Genomic DNA, 19,709 nt, shown 5'->3' with positions numbered 1-19,709 from the left:
GTTCTACTGGTTTAGAAGCTACTTTTACGGATTCTATTACTGCTGGAAGTTGTGCTAATTCTTACATAATTTCTAGAGAATGGACCTTAGTGGATGAGTGTGATAACACTACTTCTTTGACTCAAATGATTACAGTTGAAGATAACACGGCTCCAACATTTACAGTTCCATTAGATGTTACAGTAGAATGTAATGTTGATGTAAATGATCTTAACTTAACTGGTGATGTAACTGATGAAGCCGATAACTGTTCTACAGGTTTAGAAGCAACTTTTACGGATACTATTACTGCTGGAAGTTGTGCTAATTCTTACATAATTTCTAGAGAATGGACCTTAGTGGATGAGTGTGATAACACTACTTCTTTGACTCAAATGATTACAGTTGAAGATAACACGGCTCCAACATTTACAGTTCCATTAGATGTTACAGTAGAATGTAATGTTGATGTAAATGATCTTAACTTAACTGGTGATGTAACTGATGAAGCCGATAACTGTTCTACAGGTTTAGAAGCAACTTTTACGGATACTACTCAACCTGGTTCTTGTCCGAACAATTTCATAATTACAAGAACTTGGACCTTAATTGACGAATGTGGTAATCAAACAGATCTTACACAAACAATCACTGTTGAAGATACTACTGCTCCAACTTTAGTATCAGATTTACAAGACATATCTGTAACATGTAATGACATTCCTGATGTACCAAATCTTGTTTTTGAAGATGCTTGTTCAACTAATATGACAGTTACTTTTAATGAAGTATCTAATTCTGATGGAACAGTTCAAGATTATACTATCATTAGAGAATGGTTTGTAGAAGATGAATGTGGAAATGGAGCTTTCTTTACTCAAAACATTGATGTAAGTGTTAATGTAGAAAGTGAAATTGAAGGTACAGATACAGAGCTATGTATTCTGGATGATTTCAACTTTGATTTATTTGATTTACTATCAGGTAACTTTGACATAAATGGAGTTTGGACGGTAACTCTTGGTGATGCAACTATAGATGGAAGTCTGTTTAACCCTTCAACATTATTAGATATTAATGGTGAGTTTACTGAAGCTGATTTAGGCGACTATAAATTTACGTATACTGTTGGTGGTATTTGTCCTAGTGAAACAGAAGTCACTATAACAATAAATGATGATTGTGTTGTTTTACCTTGTGGTGAAGAAGATCTTATCATTTCAAAAGCGGTTACTGTAAACAATGATGGTATTAACGAATTCTTTACTGTCGGTGGTGTTGAGGAATGTGGTTTTGTTATTGAGTTACAAATATTCAACCGTTGGGGAGCCAAAATCTATGACAATTCAAATTATAAAAATGATTGGAATGGAACTGCTTCTAAAGGTTCAATAGGAAATTCAGGATTTGTACCAACTGGAACATATTATTATATCATAAAATTAAAAGGTAGTACTGGTGGATTAGAATTAAAACCAATCACAGGACCAATCTACGTATCAACAAACTAAATCTTAACCTAACATGAAATTAGTAAAGTTTAATATCATAGCATTTATACTATTCAGTAGTTGGATGGGAGTTGCTCAGCAATTGCCTCAGTTTACGCAGTATATGTACAATACGATCTCGATAAATCCGGCTTATGCAGGTAGTAGAGAGACTTTAAGTGTTGTCGGTTTGCACAGAAGTCAATGGGTTGGTCTTGAAGGAGGTCCAACTACTCAAACACTTTCAGTACATTCGCCACTTAGAAATGATAAAATCGGATTAGGATTCTCATTTATTAATGATGAATTAGGTTTCCAAAACTTCTCCTATTTGTACGGTGATTTCTCATACACCATTCGTGTTGGTGAAAGCAGTGAGTTAGCATTTGGTTTGAAAGCTGGTTTTACAAGTTATAGCCTAGATGCCGATTTTAGATTGTCTGAATCTAATGATCCTGTAATTTTTGGTTATGAAGATCGCTGGAAACCAAATATTGGTACCGGTGTTTACTGGCACAGTGAAAGATGGTACCTCGGACTTTCGGCTCCAAGAATCTTGAATACCGATTATACTGGTGGTGAAGAATTTCAATCTTTAGAAAGAATTAGTTACTATATTACAGGTGGATATGTATTTGATTTAAGTGAAAACACAAAATTCAAACCTGCCATGTTGCTTAAAGCTACTAATGGTGCGCCTTTATCTTTTGATTTAACAGCGAACTTTCTATTCTATGAAAAGTTCTGGGTTGGTGGATCGTATCGAATTAACGAACTGGCACAAGCTGTTGGTGGTATAGCAGATTTTCAAGTCTCAAAACAATTGCGAATTGGCTATGCTTATGAATACCCATTATCAGAATTAAGCGCATATACAAGTGGAACTCATGAAGTACTGCTTATGTTCGAGATATTTAAAAGCAAACGTATTAAATCGCCTAGATACTTCTAAAAAATTAATCATGATGAAAACAAAATCTTTACTATTATTTTTTGTGCTAAGTAGCACATTCATGATCGCCCAGGAAAAGCTAGCGGATAAGTTTTTTGGCAATTACAATTATGTAAAAGCTTCTGAATTATATAAGGAGGTCTTAAAAAAAGGCGATACTAGTGTTCATGTTTTAACGCGTTTAGGTGATTGTTACTATAACAATTCAAAGTCTGAAGATGCAGCGCTTTGGTATAAAAAAGCATTGCAAAATTATGATAGCGATGTTAATCCTGAATACATCTATAAATATATTCAGTCTCTCAGAAGTATGGGTAACTATGCTGAAGCAAATGAGTGGATGAAAAAATTTACTGAAATTCAAAATAACGATACTCGTGTAAAAGGCTATAATCCTGAAAACATTAGCAAATACAATGAATTGGCAAAAACTGAAAATGATCGTGTGGTTAAGTTGGTAAATTTACCTTTTAACTCTAAATACTCAGATTTCGGTTCCTATATTCACGATGGTCAATTGTACTTTGCTTCTTCAAGAAATACAGATGAGAAAAAATTATACAGCTGGAATCAAGAACCTTTTCTAGATATCTATAAGGTTTCCGTAGAAAAACAAGGTGATACCATTGCTTACGGAAGTGCTGATTTCATCAATGCTGAAAAGATAAATACCGATTATCACGAAGCATCTGTTGCTATCACAAATGATGGTAAAACGATGTACTTCACAAGAGATAATGTGAGTAAAAAAAATAAAGTGAAATATGATAACAACGGAACAACGCATTTAAAACTCTATAAAGCGACTCGTGTTGGTGAAACTTGGACAAATATTGAAGAGCTTCCGTTTAATGACGATGTGTTCTCAACAGGTCACCCTACATTAAGTCCTGACAATAAGATTTTATATTTTGTGTCAGATCGTGACGGCGGATTAGGTCAAACAGATATTTATCAAGTTGAAATAAAAGGTGGTAATTCTTATTCTGAACCTGTAAATTTAGGTGATAAAATCAATACTGAAGGACGTGAAATGTTCCCATTTGTAAGTAAGGACAGTACTTTTTATTTTTCCTCTGATGGCCATTTAAATTTAGGGTTTCTTGATATTTTTAAATCAAATGTCATAAAAGATGAAACCGCAGAGCCTGAAAATTTAGGCGCTCCTTATAATAGTGGTTATGATGATTTTGCTTTCTTTATGAATCCTTCTGAAGATGAGAACGATAAAACAGGTTATTTCTCGTCTAACAGACCTGACGGACAAGGAAGTGATGATATCTATAGTTTTGATGCCAGTATTTGTTTACAAACTATCAAAGGAATTACAAGAGATTTGAATACAAACGATATTATTCCTGGTGCCACTGTAAAGCTAGTGAACGAGGTTGGTAAAGTTCTAGAAGAAGTTGAAACCAACGAAAATGGAGAATATGAGTTTACAGTAGATTGTAATAAAAAATATACTGTAATTGGCACTAAAGAAGACTATAAAGATGATATCAAAAAAGTAGCTACTGATGATGAAAATGATAAAGTAACTGAAGCAGATCTTTATTTGGAACCTCTAATCAAGAACAATCAGATTGTAATCAATCCTATTTTCTTTGACTTCGATAAATCTAATATTAGAACTGATGCGCAATACGAGCTTGAAAATATTGTAGATGTAATGCGTGCTCATCCAAATATGGTTATAAAAATTGAAGCACATACTGATAGTCGTGGACGTGATGCATACAACATGAAATTATCAGACCGTAGAGCTAAATCGACAAGAGATTATATTATTTCGAGAGGAATTGCAGAAGAACGAATAGAAAGTGCAATCGGTTATGGTGAAAGTCAGTTACTAAACAAATGTTCTAATGGTGTGAAATGTACTGAAGAAGAACATCAATTAAACAGACGTTCTTACTTCTATATTTTAAAAGAATAAAGTTTACCCCTTTATCGTGAACTTAAAAAAAGCAGATTCAAAAATGGGTCTGCTTTTTCGTATTTATAAAGTCTTTATAATATTTGAAACCATTGCTTATGGTTAAGGCATAATACTTTATGTTTTAAAATATAGACACTTAAAAATTCCGAACCTTTTAAACTACATTCGGTTTAGTTACTTTTTAACTTGATTTTTTTATCAAATTTTATTGTGTAATTTTCACTTAAACTTATAAGTCAACAGCAAAGTAATTTACTAAAATAGTTACATTGATGGTTGAAAAATCACTGGGAGGATAAACAGAAACTGTATATTCTCCGTTTTGTGGAGTGAATTTATATTCAACACTTAGTAATTCTTCAATTTCAATTATTTCCGGCTCGCCATAAAGTTCGGTTAAGGCATTTATCAAAAAATCAAGATTTAGTTGATGCGCATGAACTCGGATTGCACAAACCTTTAAGGTTGCAGGTTCAGTTTCAAAAAAATCTGAAAAATACTGGTATCCATATAGAATTATTCCAGGATAATCAGGATGGTATCTATAACTTGTATCTCCAGGCTGAGAATCTGGCTGCCCTTCACTTGCAAAAAGAGCTTCTGGTAAGGTTCCAAATTCTTTAAAAGGCTCTATCTAAAAGGTTAAAAGTTCTGAAGGATCAATAGCCATATCATTTGGATCGGAAGAATTATCACTACCACAAGACACGATACTTAATAACATTAAAACAATAAGACATTTCTTTAAAGAATTGTAAACTATTGAAATCATTGGATATTTATATTAAAATTAAAAAGTTTCATAACACTTCAAAAGTTCTAATGATTTAGACGAGTAATCAAAAATTCAGCTAAATATAAACAAAAAAAAACCACAGTACTACTGTGGTTTTAAAAACAATTATTTGCTATTAATCAAGTTTTTGAAATATATATGTCGTTATTTTTTGATAAATATGTTGGTAAAATACCATTTACCTTCGCTATTCATTTCTGCAGAAACATCAAAATCGGTAAAATCACCTTCTATATTAGCTCTATGTCCATCACTATTTAACCAAGCATTAACAACAGATTGAGCTGAACTGAATGCATAAGCCACATTCTCAGATACTTTAGTTGCAGAAGCATTTTGTACTAAGCTATTTTTACGTTGGAAAAAGTTATCATGAGAAACATTATTTACTTCTACCATATAATCTGTATGCGTATATGCCACAGCTTTAATCGTATTATGATTACTTAAAGCATTTAATCCCATATTAATTCTATGAGCATTAATAAGCTCTAAGATTTCAATTTCTATGGTTTTAGCTTCTGGAGCGGCTAGAAGTTCAACGCTATCAATCGTTTCTTCTGGATATTCTTCAGTAGAACAAGAAAACGTCAACAAGGCAACTAATGCCATCAAGGGTAACATTTTAGATAGTTTCATAACGTAGGTTAAGTTTTGGTAATTCAGATTTGGGGTCTAAATTGTTTTGGTTAATTAATTACTGACTAAAAACGGGGCAGAATTCAGTCAACTGCTAATTTCTTCGACAATATACATAAACAGACAAAGATTTGACGTTTATATACCTAGTTTTTCGATAAAACGTTATAAAATGTAAGAATTTTCTATTTTTTTGTGTAGTTCACCGATTTATGGCGATAATCGATCTTGAATCCAGTCGTAACTTTCATTCAACTTATACCGGATTCTATCATGTAATCGGTTAGGACGTCCTTGCCAGAATTCAATTTCAACAGGTTTAACTATAAAACCTCCCCAAAAATCTGGTCTTGCGATCTCTTTACCTTTGAAATCTTCCTCCAACGTCTTCAAACGGTTTTCGAGTTCTTCTCTACTTTCAAGTGTTTGACTTTGATTTGAAACTAAAGCACCTAATTGGCTTCCACGAGGTCTGGATTCAAAATAACCATCACTTAAATTCTCAGCAATTTTTTCAGCTTTACCTTTAATAATGACCTGACGTTCGGCTTCTGGCCAAAAAAATGAAATACAAACATTAGGATTATTTGCAATGGCTTTTCCTTTTTCACTTTCATAATTTGTGTAGAAAATAAAACCTTCATAGGTAAACTTTTTGAGAAGCACTACTCTACTCTTAGGAAATCCATCCAATCCAATTGTGCTTAATGTCATGGCATTAGTTTCGCCTACATCAAAATTAGTATCGACCTCATGAAACCACTTCTGGAAAACTTCTAATGGGTTTTCACTTAAGTTTTTTTCAAGTAATTCCTGCTTTTCATATGATTTTCTATAATCGCCTAAGTCTGTATTCATTGAGATTAATTGTGAACGTTATGAGTAATTTCTGTAACTTAATTGTGTTTTTTTTTGATAGCCTTATTTAATTCCCATAAATTTAGGAATTAAATCCCTTGAAATGACATTTGAAAACAGTAAATATTCTAATCTTTTAGAGTACAAAAAAATAGAGTTTCCATTTGGAAAACTATATCTCACAAAACAATTTGTTATCACCGAATTAAATGAAGGCATTCATGTCAATTTTGAAATGGTAAGTAAACTCATCAGTAAATTTTCTGAAGAGATTAGCAATGATATCAGAATTGGGTACATTGCGAACCGCATCAATTCCTATTCTTTTGAGCCTCAATTATGGCTTGATTTTAATAATGATTATGATTTTTTAGTGGCAAGTGCTGTAGTGACTTACAGTGATTTCGGATATCTCAATTCTAGCTTAGAAAAGCATTTTTTTAAGAAAAGTCTGAAGCGATGTCGCAGTTTAGATGAAGCTATTGAGTGGATGATGGAATTAGATGAATTAAATGTCAATGCCAATTCTAAATAAAAAGTACACTTATACCGTCTTAAAATTCGAATGATTTGCCGTCTTTTGCTAACTCCACATTATCAAAAATCTCTTGTGCTTCGGCTTTAAACAAATTCAAATCATCATATCTGGTTGAATAATGTCCTAAAATTAAAGTGCCTACATCGGCTTGTTTTGCTATACTAGCTGCCTGTTTGGCTGTACTGTGCTTAGTAGGTTGTGCCAAAGCTTCATTTTTTTCTAAAAATGTTGATTCATGATACAACACATCTACATTTTTAATTATTGGCAACATGGCTTCGTTATAAGCAGTATCGCTACAAAATGCATAGCTCTTAGGTTTATTTGGTGGTTTTGTCACTGATTCGTTTGTCACTAGATGACCTTGCTTATCCTTAACATCGAAGCCTTGTTTTAGTTTTCTGTAATACGCCACATCAACATCTGCATTTAAAACGGCATTCATATCTAGTTTACGTTCGCCTTCTTTTTCTTTAAATAGAAATCCGTTGGTATAAATACGATGGTCTAACGGAATAGTATACACTTCGACTTTATCATCTTCATAGATCAATTCAGAGCTCTTAGATGTGAGCTCGTGAAAAATAAGTTTGTAGTTGGTCCATGAATCAGACAGTTTCATTTGAAGTGTAATCACTTCCTTTAAACCTTTAGGTGCATAAATATGTAAGTCGGCTTCTCGAGTTAATAACCGAAATGTTGAAATTAGGCCAACCAATCCAAAACAATGATCACCATGCAAGTGTGAGATAAAAATATGTTTGATTCTCACAAATTTAATTCTATTGCGACGTAATTCTACTTGAGTGCCTTCACCACAATCTATTAAAAACGTATGGTTTTTGATCTCCAAAACCTGAGAGGTTGGATTGGTATTGGTTCGTGGAGTTGCACTATAACAACCAAGTATGGATAGTTTCATTAATTTATTTGTTGTTAAGTTGTTAAGCTGTAAAGACGTTACATCTTAATAACTAACATCTAAACGCCTAAACGCTTTTTAAAAACCAAGATCACGCTCAATGTCTTCCATTTCAATGATGTCATAAGCTTCTTGAAGGGTTGGTACTACTACAATTTCATCTGGAGTTTCATTGAGATTAGCTTTATCAGTTACGATTACAAACGAATGTTTTGCCTTTCGGTGTTTATTTGACAGCTGAAGAAATTCAACAATATCAGGCAATGGTACCTTATTCAACGTCGTAAGATTTACGATAATATTATCATTTTTAAAACGCTCATATAGCACATCTATTTTTTTAACTAACTCTACAACAGAAGCTTTTTCTTGAGTAATTATAGTGGTATTTCCGTTTTTATCTAAAATCATAATGTTAGTGTTTAATTTTAGAAGCCAGTAAATAGATTACAGCCATTCTAATGGCCACTCCATTTTGAACCTGATCTAATATAATGGCTTGCTTTGAATCTGCGACATCACTTGTAATCTCAACACCACGATTAATTGGTCCTGGATGCATGATGGTAATGTCTTTATCTAAAGAATCTAACAATGCTTTAGTGACTCCATATTGTTGTGTGTATTCTCTTGTAGATGGAAAATAGCTTATATCCATACGCTCATTTTGAACGCGCAGCATGTTTGCTACATCGCACCAATTCAAAGCTTTCTTTAAATTCGTTTCTACTTTAACACCTAAATCTTTTATGTATTTAGGAAGCAAGGTTTTTGGTCCGCAAACCATCACATTTGCACCTAATAATTGTAAAGCATAAATATTAGAGAGTGCAACTCTACTATGTAAAATATCACCAATAATAACAACATTTTTCCCTTTAACTTCTCCTAGCCGTTCACGAATAGAATAGGTGTCAAGTAAGGCTTGTGTTGGATGTTCATGTGCTCCATCTCCAGCATTAATAATACTTGCATCTACATGTTGTGATAAAAACACACCAGCTCCTGGATTGGGGTGACGCATCACAACCATATCTACCTTCATGGAGAGAATATTGTTAACCGTATCAATTAAGGTTTCTCCTTTTTTTACTGAAGATTGAGAAGCCGAAAAGTTAATCACATCTGCAGAAAGTCGTTTCTCAGCTAATTCAAACGATAATTTTGTGCGCGTTGAATTTTCAAAAAACAAATTAGCAATGGTAATATCTCTAAGCGAAGGCACTTTTTTAATTGGTCGGTTGATCACTTCTTTAAAATGATCTGCCGTTTCAAAAATTAACTGAATATCTTTTTGGTTAAGATATTTAATTCCTAATAAGTGATTGACACTTAATTCGCTCATTTTTGTGTTCTAGTTTTAATGTCTAAAAGGTCTCGACTGCGCTCGACCAGACATTTATTTATAATTATTTTACAACTAATTACTTATCAAATAGACTGCGTCTTCGCCTTCATTTTCCTCCCAGTTCACTTTAACTTTTTCTTCATTAATGGCATCTACCTGTCGTCCTCTATAGTTTGGCTGGATAGGTAAATGTCTGCTGAAACGTCTGTCAATCAATGTTAGTAATTCAATTTCATTTGGTCTTCCAAACGACTGAATGGCTGTGAGTGCTGCTCTGATACTTCGTCCTGTATATAACACATCATCTATGAAAACAATATTCTTTCCTTCCACTAAAAAATTAATTTCGGTAGTATTGGCTTCTAATATTTTTTCGCCTCTTCTGAAATCATCTCTAAAAAACGTGATATCTAGATGACCTAACTGAATATTTTTAATCTTGTAATCGTTTTTAAGCATCTCAGCGAGTCGATTTGCGAGATATTTTCCTCTTGGCTGAAGTCCAATGAGAACCGTATTCGTAAAGTCGTTGTGATTTTCAATGAGTTGACAAGCCAGTCGATGAAGAATGATGTTTACCTCTTTAGCATTAAGTAACACTTTTTGACTCATATAGTTTCCAAACGTATTTGGTTGACAAAGTTAAGTTAAAAATTTAGGGTTTGCAATGGTTTTCTTTTGTCGTGCAGTCGTGCAGTTGTGCAGTTGTGTAGTTGTATAGTTTAATAGTTTTATAGTTTTATAGTTTTATAGTTGTGATATGCTATTTTTTACTTATTTGAAATTAAACGAATTCTAAACTTGTAGATTACATATCATAAATCATCTAAATATTTCTGGTGTAAGGCATAATTCTTAACAATTGACTATGATCATTATACTCTTCATAATCTGATAAGTCATCTAAAATGTAACTTTCACCTTTATAAAACTCTTCCCAAATCCAAATAAAAAAAAATTTAGGTTCATTTGGCAAACCAAAAGACGGATAACCAGCTTGATAAATTTTTTCAAAATCAACTTTGTCTTTATTTAAATAATATTTTAACGTATTCTTAAATATTTCCTTAAACGTTTCAGGCTTTATTAAATGGTTAATAAGCATTCTATATTTAATAATTTTTTTTACTTCAGATTCATTATTCACGTCTAAATCTGAAAATACATCTTCGCAATCTTCAGAATCATAAAAAGAGATTGCATCTATTGAATTAATTAAAAAATATTTATTAACTACTTTCATATTTTTTTATTGAAAAATAAAAAAAGCCTTCCATTTCTGAAAGGCTTTCCTATATTTAAAATTTAGGAATTATTTTTTTCCGTCCATTTTATCTTTAAGAGCTTGTAAAGCATCATTAGCATCACCTAAAGTCGGTTTTGATTCTGCTGCTTGAGCTTCTGCTTTTTTAGCAGCTGCTTTTACATTAGCAATTTCTTCTTCTTTAAAGATTGCAGTATGAGAAGCAACTACACGTTTAAATTCTTTATTGAATTCAATAATTTTAAACTCAGCCGTTTCTCCTTTACCTACTTTTTTACCATCTTCTTTTTCTAAGTGACGCGTAGGAACAAAAGCAACGATATCTTCGTTAAACTCAATAGTTGCACCTTTGTCAACAATCTCAGAAATTTCAGCAGTATGTACAGTACCTAGAGCAAATTCAGTTTCGTATTTATCCCAAGGGTTGTCAGTTGTTTGTTTGTGACCTAAAGATAATTTACGTCCTTCAACATCTAATTCTAATACAACCACTTCTAGGTTATCACCTACGTTACAGAATTCACTTGGATGCTTGATTTTCTTAGTCCAAGATAAATCAGAGATATAAATCAATCCGTCGATACCTTCTTCTAATTCAACAAATACACCAAAGTTTGTAAAGTTACGTACAATACCTGTGTGTTTAGAACCTACAGGATATTTGCTTGTAATATCTGTCCATGGATCTGGTGTTAATTGCTTAATACCAAGTGACATTTTACGATCTTCTCTATCAAGAGTTAAGATTTCAGCTTCGATTTCATCACCAACAGATACGAAATCTTGAGCAGAACGCAAATGTGTTGACCAAGACATTTCACTTACGTGAACCAATCCTTCTACACCTTCTTCTACTTCAACAAATGCACCATAATCAGCAATAACAACAACCTTACCTTTAACTTTGTCGCCAACTTTTACAGTGTCGCCTAAAGCTTCCCAAGGATGCTTGCTTAATTGTTTAAGACCTAACTGGATTCTAGACTTATCTTCATCAAAGTCTAAGATTACCACATTAAGTTTCTGGTCTAATTCTACGATTTCATTTGGATGATTAATTCTTGACCAAGATAAATCAGTAATATGAATTAATCCGTCAACGCCACCTAGATCGATAAACACACCGTAAGACGTAATATTCTTAACAGTACCTTCTAATACCTGACCTTTTTCTAATTGACCAATGATTTCTTTTTTCTGTTCTTCAATATCAGCTTCAATTAAAGCTTTATGAGATACTACTATGTTTTTGAATTCGTGGTTGATTTTCACAACTTTAAATTCCATAGTTTTGTTTACATATTGATCGTAATCTCTAATAGGTTTCACATCAATTTGAGAACCTGGTAAGAATGCTTCAATACCAAATACGTCAACGATCATACCACCTTTAGTTCTGCATTTTACAAAACCATTAACGATTTCACCTGTATCGTGAGCATTATTGACACGATCCCAAGCTTTGATTACTCTTGCTTTTCTGTGAGACAATACTAATTGTCCTGTTGCATCTTCACGAACATCAATTAATACTTCTACTTTGTCACCAACTTTTAAATCTGGATTGTAACGAAACTCATTAAGAGAAATTACACCTTCAGATTTTGCATTGATATCGATGATAGCATCTCTATCAGAAATATGAATCACTTCACCTTCTACAACTTCGTCATTAAGTGTATCAACGAAGTTTTCAGCGACTAACTTTTCAAATTCTTCTAATTGTTTGTCATCAACTGGATCAATACCTTCTTCGTAATTGTGCCAGTTAAAATCTTTTAAGAATTTTTCAGGGTTAGCTTGTGACTCGGATACTTTTGGAGTTTCAACTGTTTGTGTTTCTGTTGTTTCAACAGTTGCTGCTTCAGTAGTTTCTACCTCAGCGTTTTTTGTTTCTTTTTCAGACATGTGCTGAATATTAATTTGTATTCTGTACGTTTAGAAAGATTAAAGCGAATCACACACAGAAGTGTTATTATTTGTTATAGTTTATCCTTTCGTCTTTCTTAGGTTTCGCTAAAAGGAGTGCAAAAATACATATTCTCTATTAATAAAACAAGCAAAATTTACACTAAGCATTTGAATAAGTATTGATTACTTACAAATGTTAAAAAAAGATGGTTAACTTATTGATATTTTGGCATATAAATTGATATCTTTACAGTACGTATAACTCTTAAAATTAAAACTATAATTATGGTAAAAGCAAAATACCAAGACGTCCTAGACTTAGGCGAAACTTTAAACATCCAAGATGGCGATGTTAAGGTTGAAGATGGCAAATTAAAAATCTGGGGAACAGCCAAAACACAATACGAAAAAGATTTACTTTGGGACGCTATTAAAGCTATTGGTGGTGATAGCCCTTCAGATATTATGGCAGATATTAAAGTAGCTGACACATCTGTTTATACAAGACATACCGTTAAAAGTGGAGAAACTCTAGGAAAAATTGCAAAGCAATACTATGGTAATCCTGCAAAGTATCAGGCCATTTTTCAAGCAAATTCAGATATTCTTAAAAATCCGGATTTGATTCATCCAGATCAGGAATTAATTATTCCTAATTTATCGTAAGCACAATTTAAGTCACAAAAAAAAGCATGCTTTTTTTTGTGACTTATTTTAATCACTAATTACATTCCGCAATTTTATCTATTGCTAAATTATATATGAATTCAAATTGCTCATCTAAATTTAAGTTAGAATTATCAACTTTTATGGCGTCATCTGCCATTGTTAAAGGTGAGTCTTCTCGTGTAGAATCAATATGATCTCTGGATTGCACATTTTTTAAAACAGCTTCAAAACTCACCTCATCGCCTCTTTCAATAAGCTCATCATAACGTCGTTGTGCTCTTTTTTCTGCTGAAGCTGTCATAAATAATTTTAATTCGGCTTCAGGAAAAACTACGGTTCCAATATCACGACCATCCATAACTACACCCTTATTTTTTCCGAAGTTCTGTTGCTGTAAAACTAGCTGTTCTCTTACTTCTGAAACCGTGGCGACCTGACTTACAAACTGAGAAACATCTAAGGTTCTGATATCCTTTTCAATATTTTGACCATTGAGATATACTTCAGCGAAACCTAATGATTCATTAAATTTAAAATCAATGTTAATATCATCCAGATGATTTATAAGTTGCTGCTTATTAAAATGGTTCTCAGCAATAAATCCATTTTTCATAGCGTAGAATGTCACAGCACGATACATGGCGCCAGAATCAACATACACATAGCCTAAGGCTGTTGCAAGGCGCTTTGCAACTGTGCTTTTTCCTGTGGAAGAGAATCCGTCGATGGCTATTGTAATCTTATGCATTATCTTAAATCGATTTGTAATCCAAAGAAACTTGTATTTGAGGCACTTGTATATCTGGCATGCGTATAACTAAATCGCATTTTATTTAATTTAATTCCGATACCGAATGATAATCCTGAAAAATTACGTTGATCTTCAATACGTAATTCTTCAGCTCTTCTAAAATTATATCCCATTCTGATGTTAAATCCACGTTCTGGAAACAATTCTGCTCCAATAACTGTATGACGTAAGACTTCATTTAAAAATCCTACTTGTTCCTGAGTTTGGTTTCCATCTAAATCGGTAGTTGCTCTGGCTGGATTAGAAAACGCCAAAGGCCATCTTTGAAGATTTTCAAAAGTCAGATGCCATCGTAAAGGCATGTTCTCCAGTGTTTGAGATAAACCTAGAGAAATATCTAAAGGTAATTTTTCGTTAAGTCCAGCATAAGTTACGATTTGAGTTCCAAAATTTCTAATACTAAGGGCTGCTCTAAAATCTAATCTCTCATTAATATACATCGCACCAAAATCGGCAGCAACACCTATCGAATTATATTGCTCTAATTTAGACGTAATGATTTTAAAATTTGCACCTATATAAAAATCACTAAATGGAATTTGATACGCATATCCAGCAGATAATGCTGCTTCATTACCAGTAAATGTACCAGTAGAAATACCATTTTGATCATAACCATCAAATTCTCCATAGTTGATGTAGGTCATTCCTACATGCAAGGTTTGTACGTGTCTGTCCCAAGTATAAGCATAAGCTGCTGTTCCATAACCAATTCCACCTAAATAACTGGAGTAATTGACAGCCAATTGATTATCCATTTCTGCATTGATACTAGCAGGATTAAACAATCCACTGGTAACATCATAGTCATAATTGGTAATTACTTTACCTCCCAAAGCGGCTTGTCGAGGAGATGCTACTAAATTTAAAAATTGAAATGTAGATTCACCACCTACTTGTGCATAAAATACAGAGGTCGTTAAAAGACAAATAAGTGTGGTAATTTTCTTTAGCATATAAGTTTGCAAAGTAAATAAATCTATCTTAAAACGAGTATATGTCTATTTTATTTTTTTGAAAGCGTTGAATTCTGATTTACCTGTAGTTTTTGTCCGACTATAATTAGATTATCAGATAGCTCATTGAGATCTTTTAAGTCTTCAACAGTTGTGTTATTTCGTTTTGCAATATTGTATAAGGTATCGCCTTTTGAAACAATCCATACGGTTTCCGAAACCGTTTCAGAAGACTCAAAATTTCTAACTCTCAACGTTTCTCCTTCCTTAATAAGCGTAGTTTCCAAATCATTGGCAGCCATTAGCTGCCCTAAACTTGTATTGTATCGCTTCGTTAATGCATACAAGGTCTCCCCTTCTTTTACCATATGAAAATCTGAAGTATTAGCTTCTGCTGAATCTACTACCTTTTCAGAATCTGAATGAGAAACTAAAGACGTTTCAGTAACGACATCAGAATTCGTAGTTAGACTATCGGTTTCAGATATCACTACTATTTCCTTTTTCGCTTCAGAATTAGCCACCTCTGGATCCTGAATTACAGAATCTTGAGTTGATTCAGAATTATAAACCATATCTTTAATAAGGTTGGTCTTTATTTCTGTGCGAGTTGCCAATAATGAATCTTTGATTTTTTTGGCAGCTCTATTTTTAGCTACTTCGCCATTTATATACGTAATTTCTCCAGTAACCAAATTGAGTTGAGCTGGTTTTCCGTTTAAAAGGACCTCTTTGTAATTCTCGGTTTCGTTAGTCTGCGCAAAAGCTCCAAAACCAGAAGCTGCAAAAACAAAAACCGTAGCTATTAATCTAAAGTTTTTTAGCATTCTTTACTTTTTGATTGGTTAAGGCCAATCTCAAAACATCACTCATATCTTTGACATAATGAAATTTTAACCCCTTCAAATATAAGGGATTTATTTCTTCTATATCTCTTTTATTATCTTCACAAAGTAAAATCTCTTTAATTCTAGCTCGTTTCGCTGCTAAAATTTTCTCTTTAATACCTCCTACTGGCAACACTTTTCCTCTTAAAGTAATCTCACCTGTCATGGCCAAACTATTTTTTACCTTACGCTGTGTAAATAAGGACACTAAGGACGTTAACATGGTTACACCTGCACTCGGACCATCTTTTGGAGTTGCGCCTTCTGGGACGTGTATGTGTACATTATATTTCTCAAAAACATCTGGATTGATACCAAATTCATCTGCATTAGATTTAATATATTCCATCGCAATGGTGGCAGACTCTTTCATAACTTTTCCTAAGTTACCAGTGATCGTAAGATTTCCTTTACCTTTAGATAGAATAGATTCAATAAATAATATATCACCTCCAACGCTTGTCCATGCAAGACCTGTCACTACTCCTGCAACGTTATTATTTTCGTACTTGTCACGTTCTAATCTAGGTGATCCAAGCACATCTATGATATCCTGATTAGTCACTTTTAAATTATAATCTTCTTCCATCGCAATATTTTTGGCCGCATGACGTACCATTTTTGCGATTTGCTTTTCTAATCCACGAACACCTGACTCTCTGGTATAACCTTCAACAATTTTTTCCAATTGAGGCTTGGCAATTTTAAGATGTTTGTCGGTTAATCCATGCTCTTTTAATTGCTTCGGAAGCAAATGACGTTTACCAATTTCAACTTTTTCTTCGATGGTGTAACCAGTTACATTAATAACCTCCATTCGATCTCGTAATGCTGGCTGAATGGTATTGAGACTGTTCGATGTAGCAATAAACATTACTTTAGATAAGTCAAATCCCATTTCAAGGAAGTTGTCGTGAAATTCGCTATTTTGTTCAGGATCTAATACTTCTAACAGGGCAGACGATGGATCTCCTTGATGCGAATTAGACAATTTATCGATTTCATCCAGTACAAAAACAGGATTTGAAGTACCAGCCTTTTTCAAACTCTGAATAATTCGCCCTGGCATTGCACCAATATAGGTTTTACGATGACCTCTAATTTCGGCTTCATCACGCAAGCCTCCTAGTGACATACGCACATATTCTCGACCTAAAGCTTCAGCAATCGACTTTCCAAGAGAGGTTTTACCAACACCTGGAGGTCCATACAAACAAAGAATAGGCGATTTCATATCGTTGCGTAATTTTAAAACGGCCAGATATTCAATAATTCTCTTTTTAACATCGTCAAGACCATAATGATCACGATCAAGAATTTTCATGGCACGTTTTAAATCGAATTTATCTGTGCTAAACTCATTCCATGGTAAATCTAAAAACAAGTCCAGATAATTACGTTGAATAGAGTATTCGGCCACTTGCGGATTCATACGTTGCATTTTTGACAATTCCTTATCAAAATGTTCAGCAACTTTTTCATTCCACTTTTTAGATTTTGCGCGTTGACGCATGTCTTCGATTTCTTCACCAGAAGACACACCTCCTCCAAGTTCTTCCTGAATCGTCTTCATTTGCTGATGCAAGAAATACTCACGTTGCTGCTGGTTCATATCACTTTGAACCTTCGACTGAATATCGTTTTTAAGCTCCAGCTTCTGGAATTCAATATTCATGAATTTTAAAGTCGCTAAAGCACGTTCTTTAAGATCGTTTATCTCTAACAGTTCTTGCTTTTCTTTTACAGAAAGATTCATATTAGAAGACACGAAGTTGACTAAAAATGAATTGCTTTCAATATTCTTAATCGCAAAAGAAGCTTCTGTCGGAATGTTTGGACTGTCCTTAATGATTTGAAGCGACAAATCTTTAATTGACTCTATAATTGCAGAAAACTCTTGATTATCAACGGCAGGTTTTGCTTCTGGAACGTCCTTTACTCTAGCCGTTAAATAAGGTTCTTCAGAAGTGATTTCCTGAATTTCAAAACGTTTCTTTCCCTGAATGATAATGGTCGTGTTACCATCAGGCATTTTAAGCACCTTTAAAATACGTGCAACAGTTCCTTTTTTGAACACATCTTTACCTGATGGATCTTCAATAGTTTCATCTTTTTGAGAAACTACACCTATAACTTTACTTCCTTTATTAGCATCATTAATAAGTTTAATAGATTTATCTCTACCTGCTGTAATAGGAATAACCACTCCAGGAAACAAAACCGTATTACGCAATGGTAATATTGGTAACGATTCTGGTAGGATTTCATTATTTATTTCTGCTTCATCTTCGGGAGTCATTAAAGGAATTAATTCTGAATTTTCATCAAAATCCTGAAATGACAAACTGTCAAGCTTTAAGAAATTAGACTTCGCCATATTATTTTTTTAGTCATTCTGTCATTAAAACAACAGAAGTTATCGATTTATATTTATTTTCATAATCACTTTAATCCTTGTAAATTAAGCACTTACCAAGTAAAAGGAATTATATACCTTTATCTAATTTCAATAGTTATGCCATTACACTTCCAAAAATTAAAAACTTTTTTTATTCAAAGTGTAACAAATTGTTTACCCTTTCATCTCTATAATAAAGCAATTGTTTTTTGACACTAACCAATCAAAATATAGAGCAGTTATTGCAGCTTTGTAAATCTGGAGACCAACAGGCACAAATGGAAGTCTATAACAGGTATTATAAAGCCATGTATAACACAGCATTCAGAATTGTTAAAGACAGTTTTGAAGCAGAAGACATTATGCAAGATTCATTTCTAACCGCGTTCACAAAGTTAGACAGTCTTAAAGAGATAAAAACATTTGGATCTTGGTTAAAACGAATCGTCATCAATAACAGTATTTATCATTACAAAAAGAATACTAAATATAATGATGTGCCTTTAGAAGATGTGCTCTATAAAGTTGAAGATCATTCTGGAATAATTGAAGATCACGGATTTACAAATTTGAAAGCAAATCAGATTTTAGATACTATGAAATTACTTAAAGATAACTACAGAATGGGATTGACATTGCATTTGATTGAAGGCTATGATTATGAAGAAATTTGTGACATCATGAACATTACCAATGCGAATTGCAGAACATTAATATCACGTGCTAAAGATAGTTTGAGAAAAAAATTAACGCCTTTAGCCCTATAATATTTAAAAACATGAAAAAAGATAACATTGATACCCTTTTTGAACAACTCGAAAACGAGTTTGATATTCAAATGCCGAATTCAGGTCATCAAAATCGATTTTTAGAAAAATTGAAGCAACAGCCAATAATTGTAGATTCTAAAAAAGAAAAGTTAAGCTATTGGAAACCGTTTTTTGCTATCGCTGCATCGATAGTATTATGCTTAAGCATTTTCACAGTCATGCAACAACAAGAACCTGAAATAAAAGACCTGGCTAGTGTGTCTCCAGAATTATCGAGAACTCAAGACTTTTTTACGTTGGCAATACAAAGTGAATTGGCAACACTTGAAGCTGAACGAACTCCAGAAACTGAAGAATTAATTAATGATGCCTTAAAACAACTTCAAATTTTGGAAGCCGATTATGAAAATTTAAAAAAAGATCTGACAACCTCTGGTGATGACAAACGTGTTGTATACGCTATGATTTCAAACTTTCAAAATAGAATAGACGTCTTAGAACATGTTTTACAAAATATAGAAGAAGTAAAAGAATTTAATGCACATGCATCACATCAAAACACCTTATAACAACAAAAAA

At 33.1% G+C, this 19,709-nt stretch carries 21 protein-coding genes; 7 read left to right on the top strand and 14 right to left on the bottom strand.

Annotated elements, in window-relative coordinates:
- The 3 genes from TD18_RS16060 to TD18_RS16050 all read left to right on the top strand — a co-directional run.
- A partial coding sequence (locus TD18_RS16060) for a gliding motility-associated C-terminal domain-containing protein (RefSeq protein WP_040254694.1) occupies window positions 1-1,490 on the top strand: 1,490 nt, incomplete at its 5' end.
- A gap of 13 nt (window positions 1,491-1,503) precedes the next feature.
- Window positions 1,504-2,421, top strand: a complete 918-nt coding sequence (locus TD18_RS16055) for a PorP/SprF family type IX secretion system membrane protein (protein WP_040254688.1) — start codon at window positions 1,504-1,506, stop codon at window positions 2,419-2,421.
- Between the two features lie 10 nt (window positions 2,422-2,431).
- On the top strand, window positions 2,432-4,360 hold the full coding sequence (locus tag TD18_RS16050) for an OmpA family protein (RefSeq protein ID WP_241480689.1): 1,929 nt from the start codon (window positions 2,432-2,434) through the stop codon (window positions 4,358-4,360).
- A 232-nt stretch (window positions 4,361-4,592) separates the two neighbouring features.
- On the opposite strand, the gene TD18_RS16045 is transcribed toward TD18_RS16050, so the two are convergent.
- From TD18_RS16045 to pdxH, 4 genes are all read right to left on the bottom strand, one after another.
- Entirely contained in the window at window positions 4,593-4,775 is a 183-nt protein-coding gene (locus tag TD18_RS16045) for a hypothetical protein (protein ID WP_040254686.1), read from the bottom strand.
- Window positions 4,776-4,997: 222 nt separating this feature from the next.
- Window positions 4,998-5,135: a hypothetical protein gene (locus TD18_RS17260; RefSeq protein ID WP_160289479.1), complete on the bottom strand. Its 138-nt coding sequence runs from the start codon at window positions 5,133-5,135 to the stop codon at window positions 4,998-5,000.
- Window positions 5,136-5,303: 168 nt separating this feature from the next.
- On the bottom strand, window positions 5,304-5,798 hold the full coding sequence (locus TD18_RS16040; RefSeq protein WP_040254684.1) for a CAP domain-containing protein: 495 nt from the start codon (window positions 5,796-5,798) through the stop codon (window positions 5,304-5,306).
- Between the two features lie 210 nt (window positions 5,799-6,008).
- Window positions 6,009-6,656, bottom strand: coding sequence for a pyridoxamine 5'-phosphate oxidase (gene pdxH / locus TD18_RS16035; RefSeq protein ID WP_040254682.1), 648 nt, complete (start codon window positions 6,654-6,656; stop codon window positions 6,009-6,011).
- 103 nt (window positions 6,657-6,759) lie between these two features.
- On the opposite strand from pdxH, the gene TD18_RS16030 reads away from it, so the two are divergent.
- The gene (locus tag TD18_RS16030) at window positions 6,760-7,191 is read left to right on the top strand and encodes a hypothetical protein (RefSeq protein WP_040254680.1); all 432 of its coding nucleotides are present in this window, start codon (window positions 6,760-6,762) and stop codon (window positions 7,189-7,191) included.
- Window positions 7,192-7,210: 19 nt separating this feature from the next.
- Here TD18_RS16030 and TD18_RS16025 read toward each other — a convergent pair whose 3' ends face one another.
- The 6 genes from TD18_RS16025 to rpsA all read right to left on the bottom strand — a co-directional run bounded on the left by TD18_RS16025 (window position 7,211) and on the right by rpsA (window position 12,636).
- Window positions 7,211-8,116: a ribonuclease Z gene (locus tag TD18_RS16025; protein ID WP_040254678.1), complete on the bottom strand. Its 906-nt coding sequence runs from the start codon at window positions 8,114-8,116 to the stop codon at window positions 7,211-7,213.
- Between the two features lie 78 nt (window positions 8,117-8,194).
- The gene (locus TD18_RS16020; protein ID WP_040254676.1) at window positions 8,195-8,527 is read right to left on the bottom strand and encodes a hypothetical protein; all 333 of its coding nucleotides are present in this window, start codon (window positions 8,525-8,527) and stop codon (window positions 8,195-8,197) included.
- A 4-nt stretch (window positions 8,528-8,531) separates the two neighbouring features.
- Entirely contained in the window at window positions 8,532-9,461 is a 930-nt protein-coding gene (locus tag TD18_RS16015) for an aspartate carbamoyltransferase catalytic subunit (RefSeq protein WP_040254673.1), read from the bottom strand.
- Between the two features lie 75 nt (window positions 9,462-9,536).
- A complete protein-coding gene (gene pyrR / locus TD18_RS16010; RefSeq protein ID WP_040254671.1) occupies window positions 9,537-10,076 on the bottom strand; it encodes a bifunctional pyr operon transcriptional regulator/uracil phosphoribosyltransferase PyrR in 540 nt (179 codons plus the stop codon).
- A 214-nt stretch (window positions 10,077-10,290) separates the two neighbouring features.
- Window positions 10,291-10,707, bottom strand: a complete 417-nt coding sequence (locus TD18_RS16005; RefSeq protein WP_040254669.1) for a hypothetical protein — start codon at window positions 10,705-10,707, stop codon at window positions 10,291-10,293.
- A gap of 69 nt (window positions 10,708-10,776) precedes the next feature.
- Window positions 10,777-12,636 carry a 30S ribosomal protein S1 gene (rpsA, locus tag TD18_RS16000; protein WP_040254667.1) on the bottom strand — a complete coding sequence of 620 codons (1,860 nt, stop codon included), beginning with the start codon at window positions 12,634-12,636 and terminating at the stop codon, window positions 10,777-10,779.
- A gap of 288 nt (window positions 12,637-12,924) precedes the next feature.
- Here rpsA and TD18_RS15995 point away from each other — a divergent pair, with 288 nt between their 5' ends.
- Entirely contained in the window at window positions 12,925-13,305 is a 381-nt protein-coding gene (locus TD18_RS15995) for a LysM peptidoglycan-binding domain-containing protein (protein WP_174435329.1), read from the top strand.
- Window positions 13,306-13,360: 55 nt separating this feature from the next.
- Here the strand turns inward: TD18_RS15995 and cmk are convergent, their stop codons facing one another.
- Genes cmk through lon form a run of 4 tightly spaced genes read right to left on the bottom strand, consistent with a single transcriptional unit; the run spans window position 13,361 to window position 18,339 of the window.
- A complete protein-coding gene (gene cmk, locus TD18_RS15990) occupies window positions 13,361-14,056 on the bottom strand; it encodes a (d)CMP kinase (RefSeq protein WP_040254664.1) in 696 nt (231 codons plus the stop codon).
- Complete coding sequence (gene porQ, locus TD18_RS15985; protein ID WP_040254662.1) at window positions 14,056-15,075, bottom strand: type IX secretion system protein PorQ; 1,020 nt, start codon at window positions 15,073-15,075, stop codon at window positions 14,056-14,058. Before porQ ends, cmk begins: the two co-directional genes overlap by 1 nt.
- A 50-nt stretch (window positions 15,076-15,125) precedes the next feature.
- Complete coding sequence (locus tag TD18_RS17515) at window positions 15,126-15,902, bottom strand: LysM peptidoglycan-binding domain-containing protein (RefSeq protein ID WP_040254661.1); 777 nt, start codon at window positions 15,900-15,902, stop codon at window positions 15,126-15,128.
- Window positions 15,886-18,339 carry an endopeptidase La gene (gene lon, locus TD18_RS15975; protein WP_040254660.1) on the bottom strand — a complete coding sequence of 818 codons (2,454 nt, stop codon included), beginning with the start codon at window positions 18,337-18,339 and terminating at the stop codon, window positions 15,886-15,888. Before lon ends, TD18_RS17515 begins: the two co-directional genes overlap by 17 nt.
- A 230-nt stretch (window positions 18,340-18,569) precedes the next feature.
- Between lon and TD18_RS15970 the strand changes: the two genes are divergently transcribed.
- Together TD18_RS15970 and TD18_RS15965 are read left to right on the top strand one after the other, a co-directional pair.
- Window positions 18,570-19,127, top strand: a complete 558-nt coding sequence (locus tag TD18_RS15970) for an RNA polymerase sigma factor (protein WP_040254659.1) — start codon at window positions 18,570-18,572, stop codon at window positions 19,125-19,127.
- Window positions 19,128-19,138: 11 nt separating this feature from the next.
- Window positions 19,139-19,699 (top strand): hypothetical protein, encoded by a 561-nt coding sequence (locus tag TD18_RS15965; protein WP_040254658.1) that lies wholly within the window; start codon window positions 19,139-19,141, stop codon window positions 19,697-19,699.
- Window positions 19,700-19,709 lie beyond the last annotated feature (10 nt).

Origin of the sequence: Psychroserpens mesophilus (genome assembly GCF_000826645.1) — a bacterium.
In the GTDB taxonomy this organism is placed as follows: domain Bacteria; phylum Bacteroidota; class Bacteroidia; order Flavobacteriales; family Flavobacteriaceae; genus Psychroserpens; species Psychroserpens mesophilus.
This window is presented reverse-complemented; position numbering and strand designations above follow the sequence as displayed.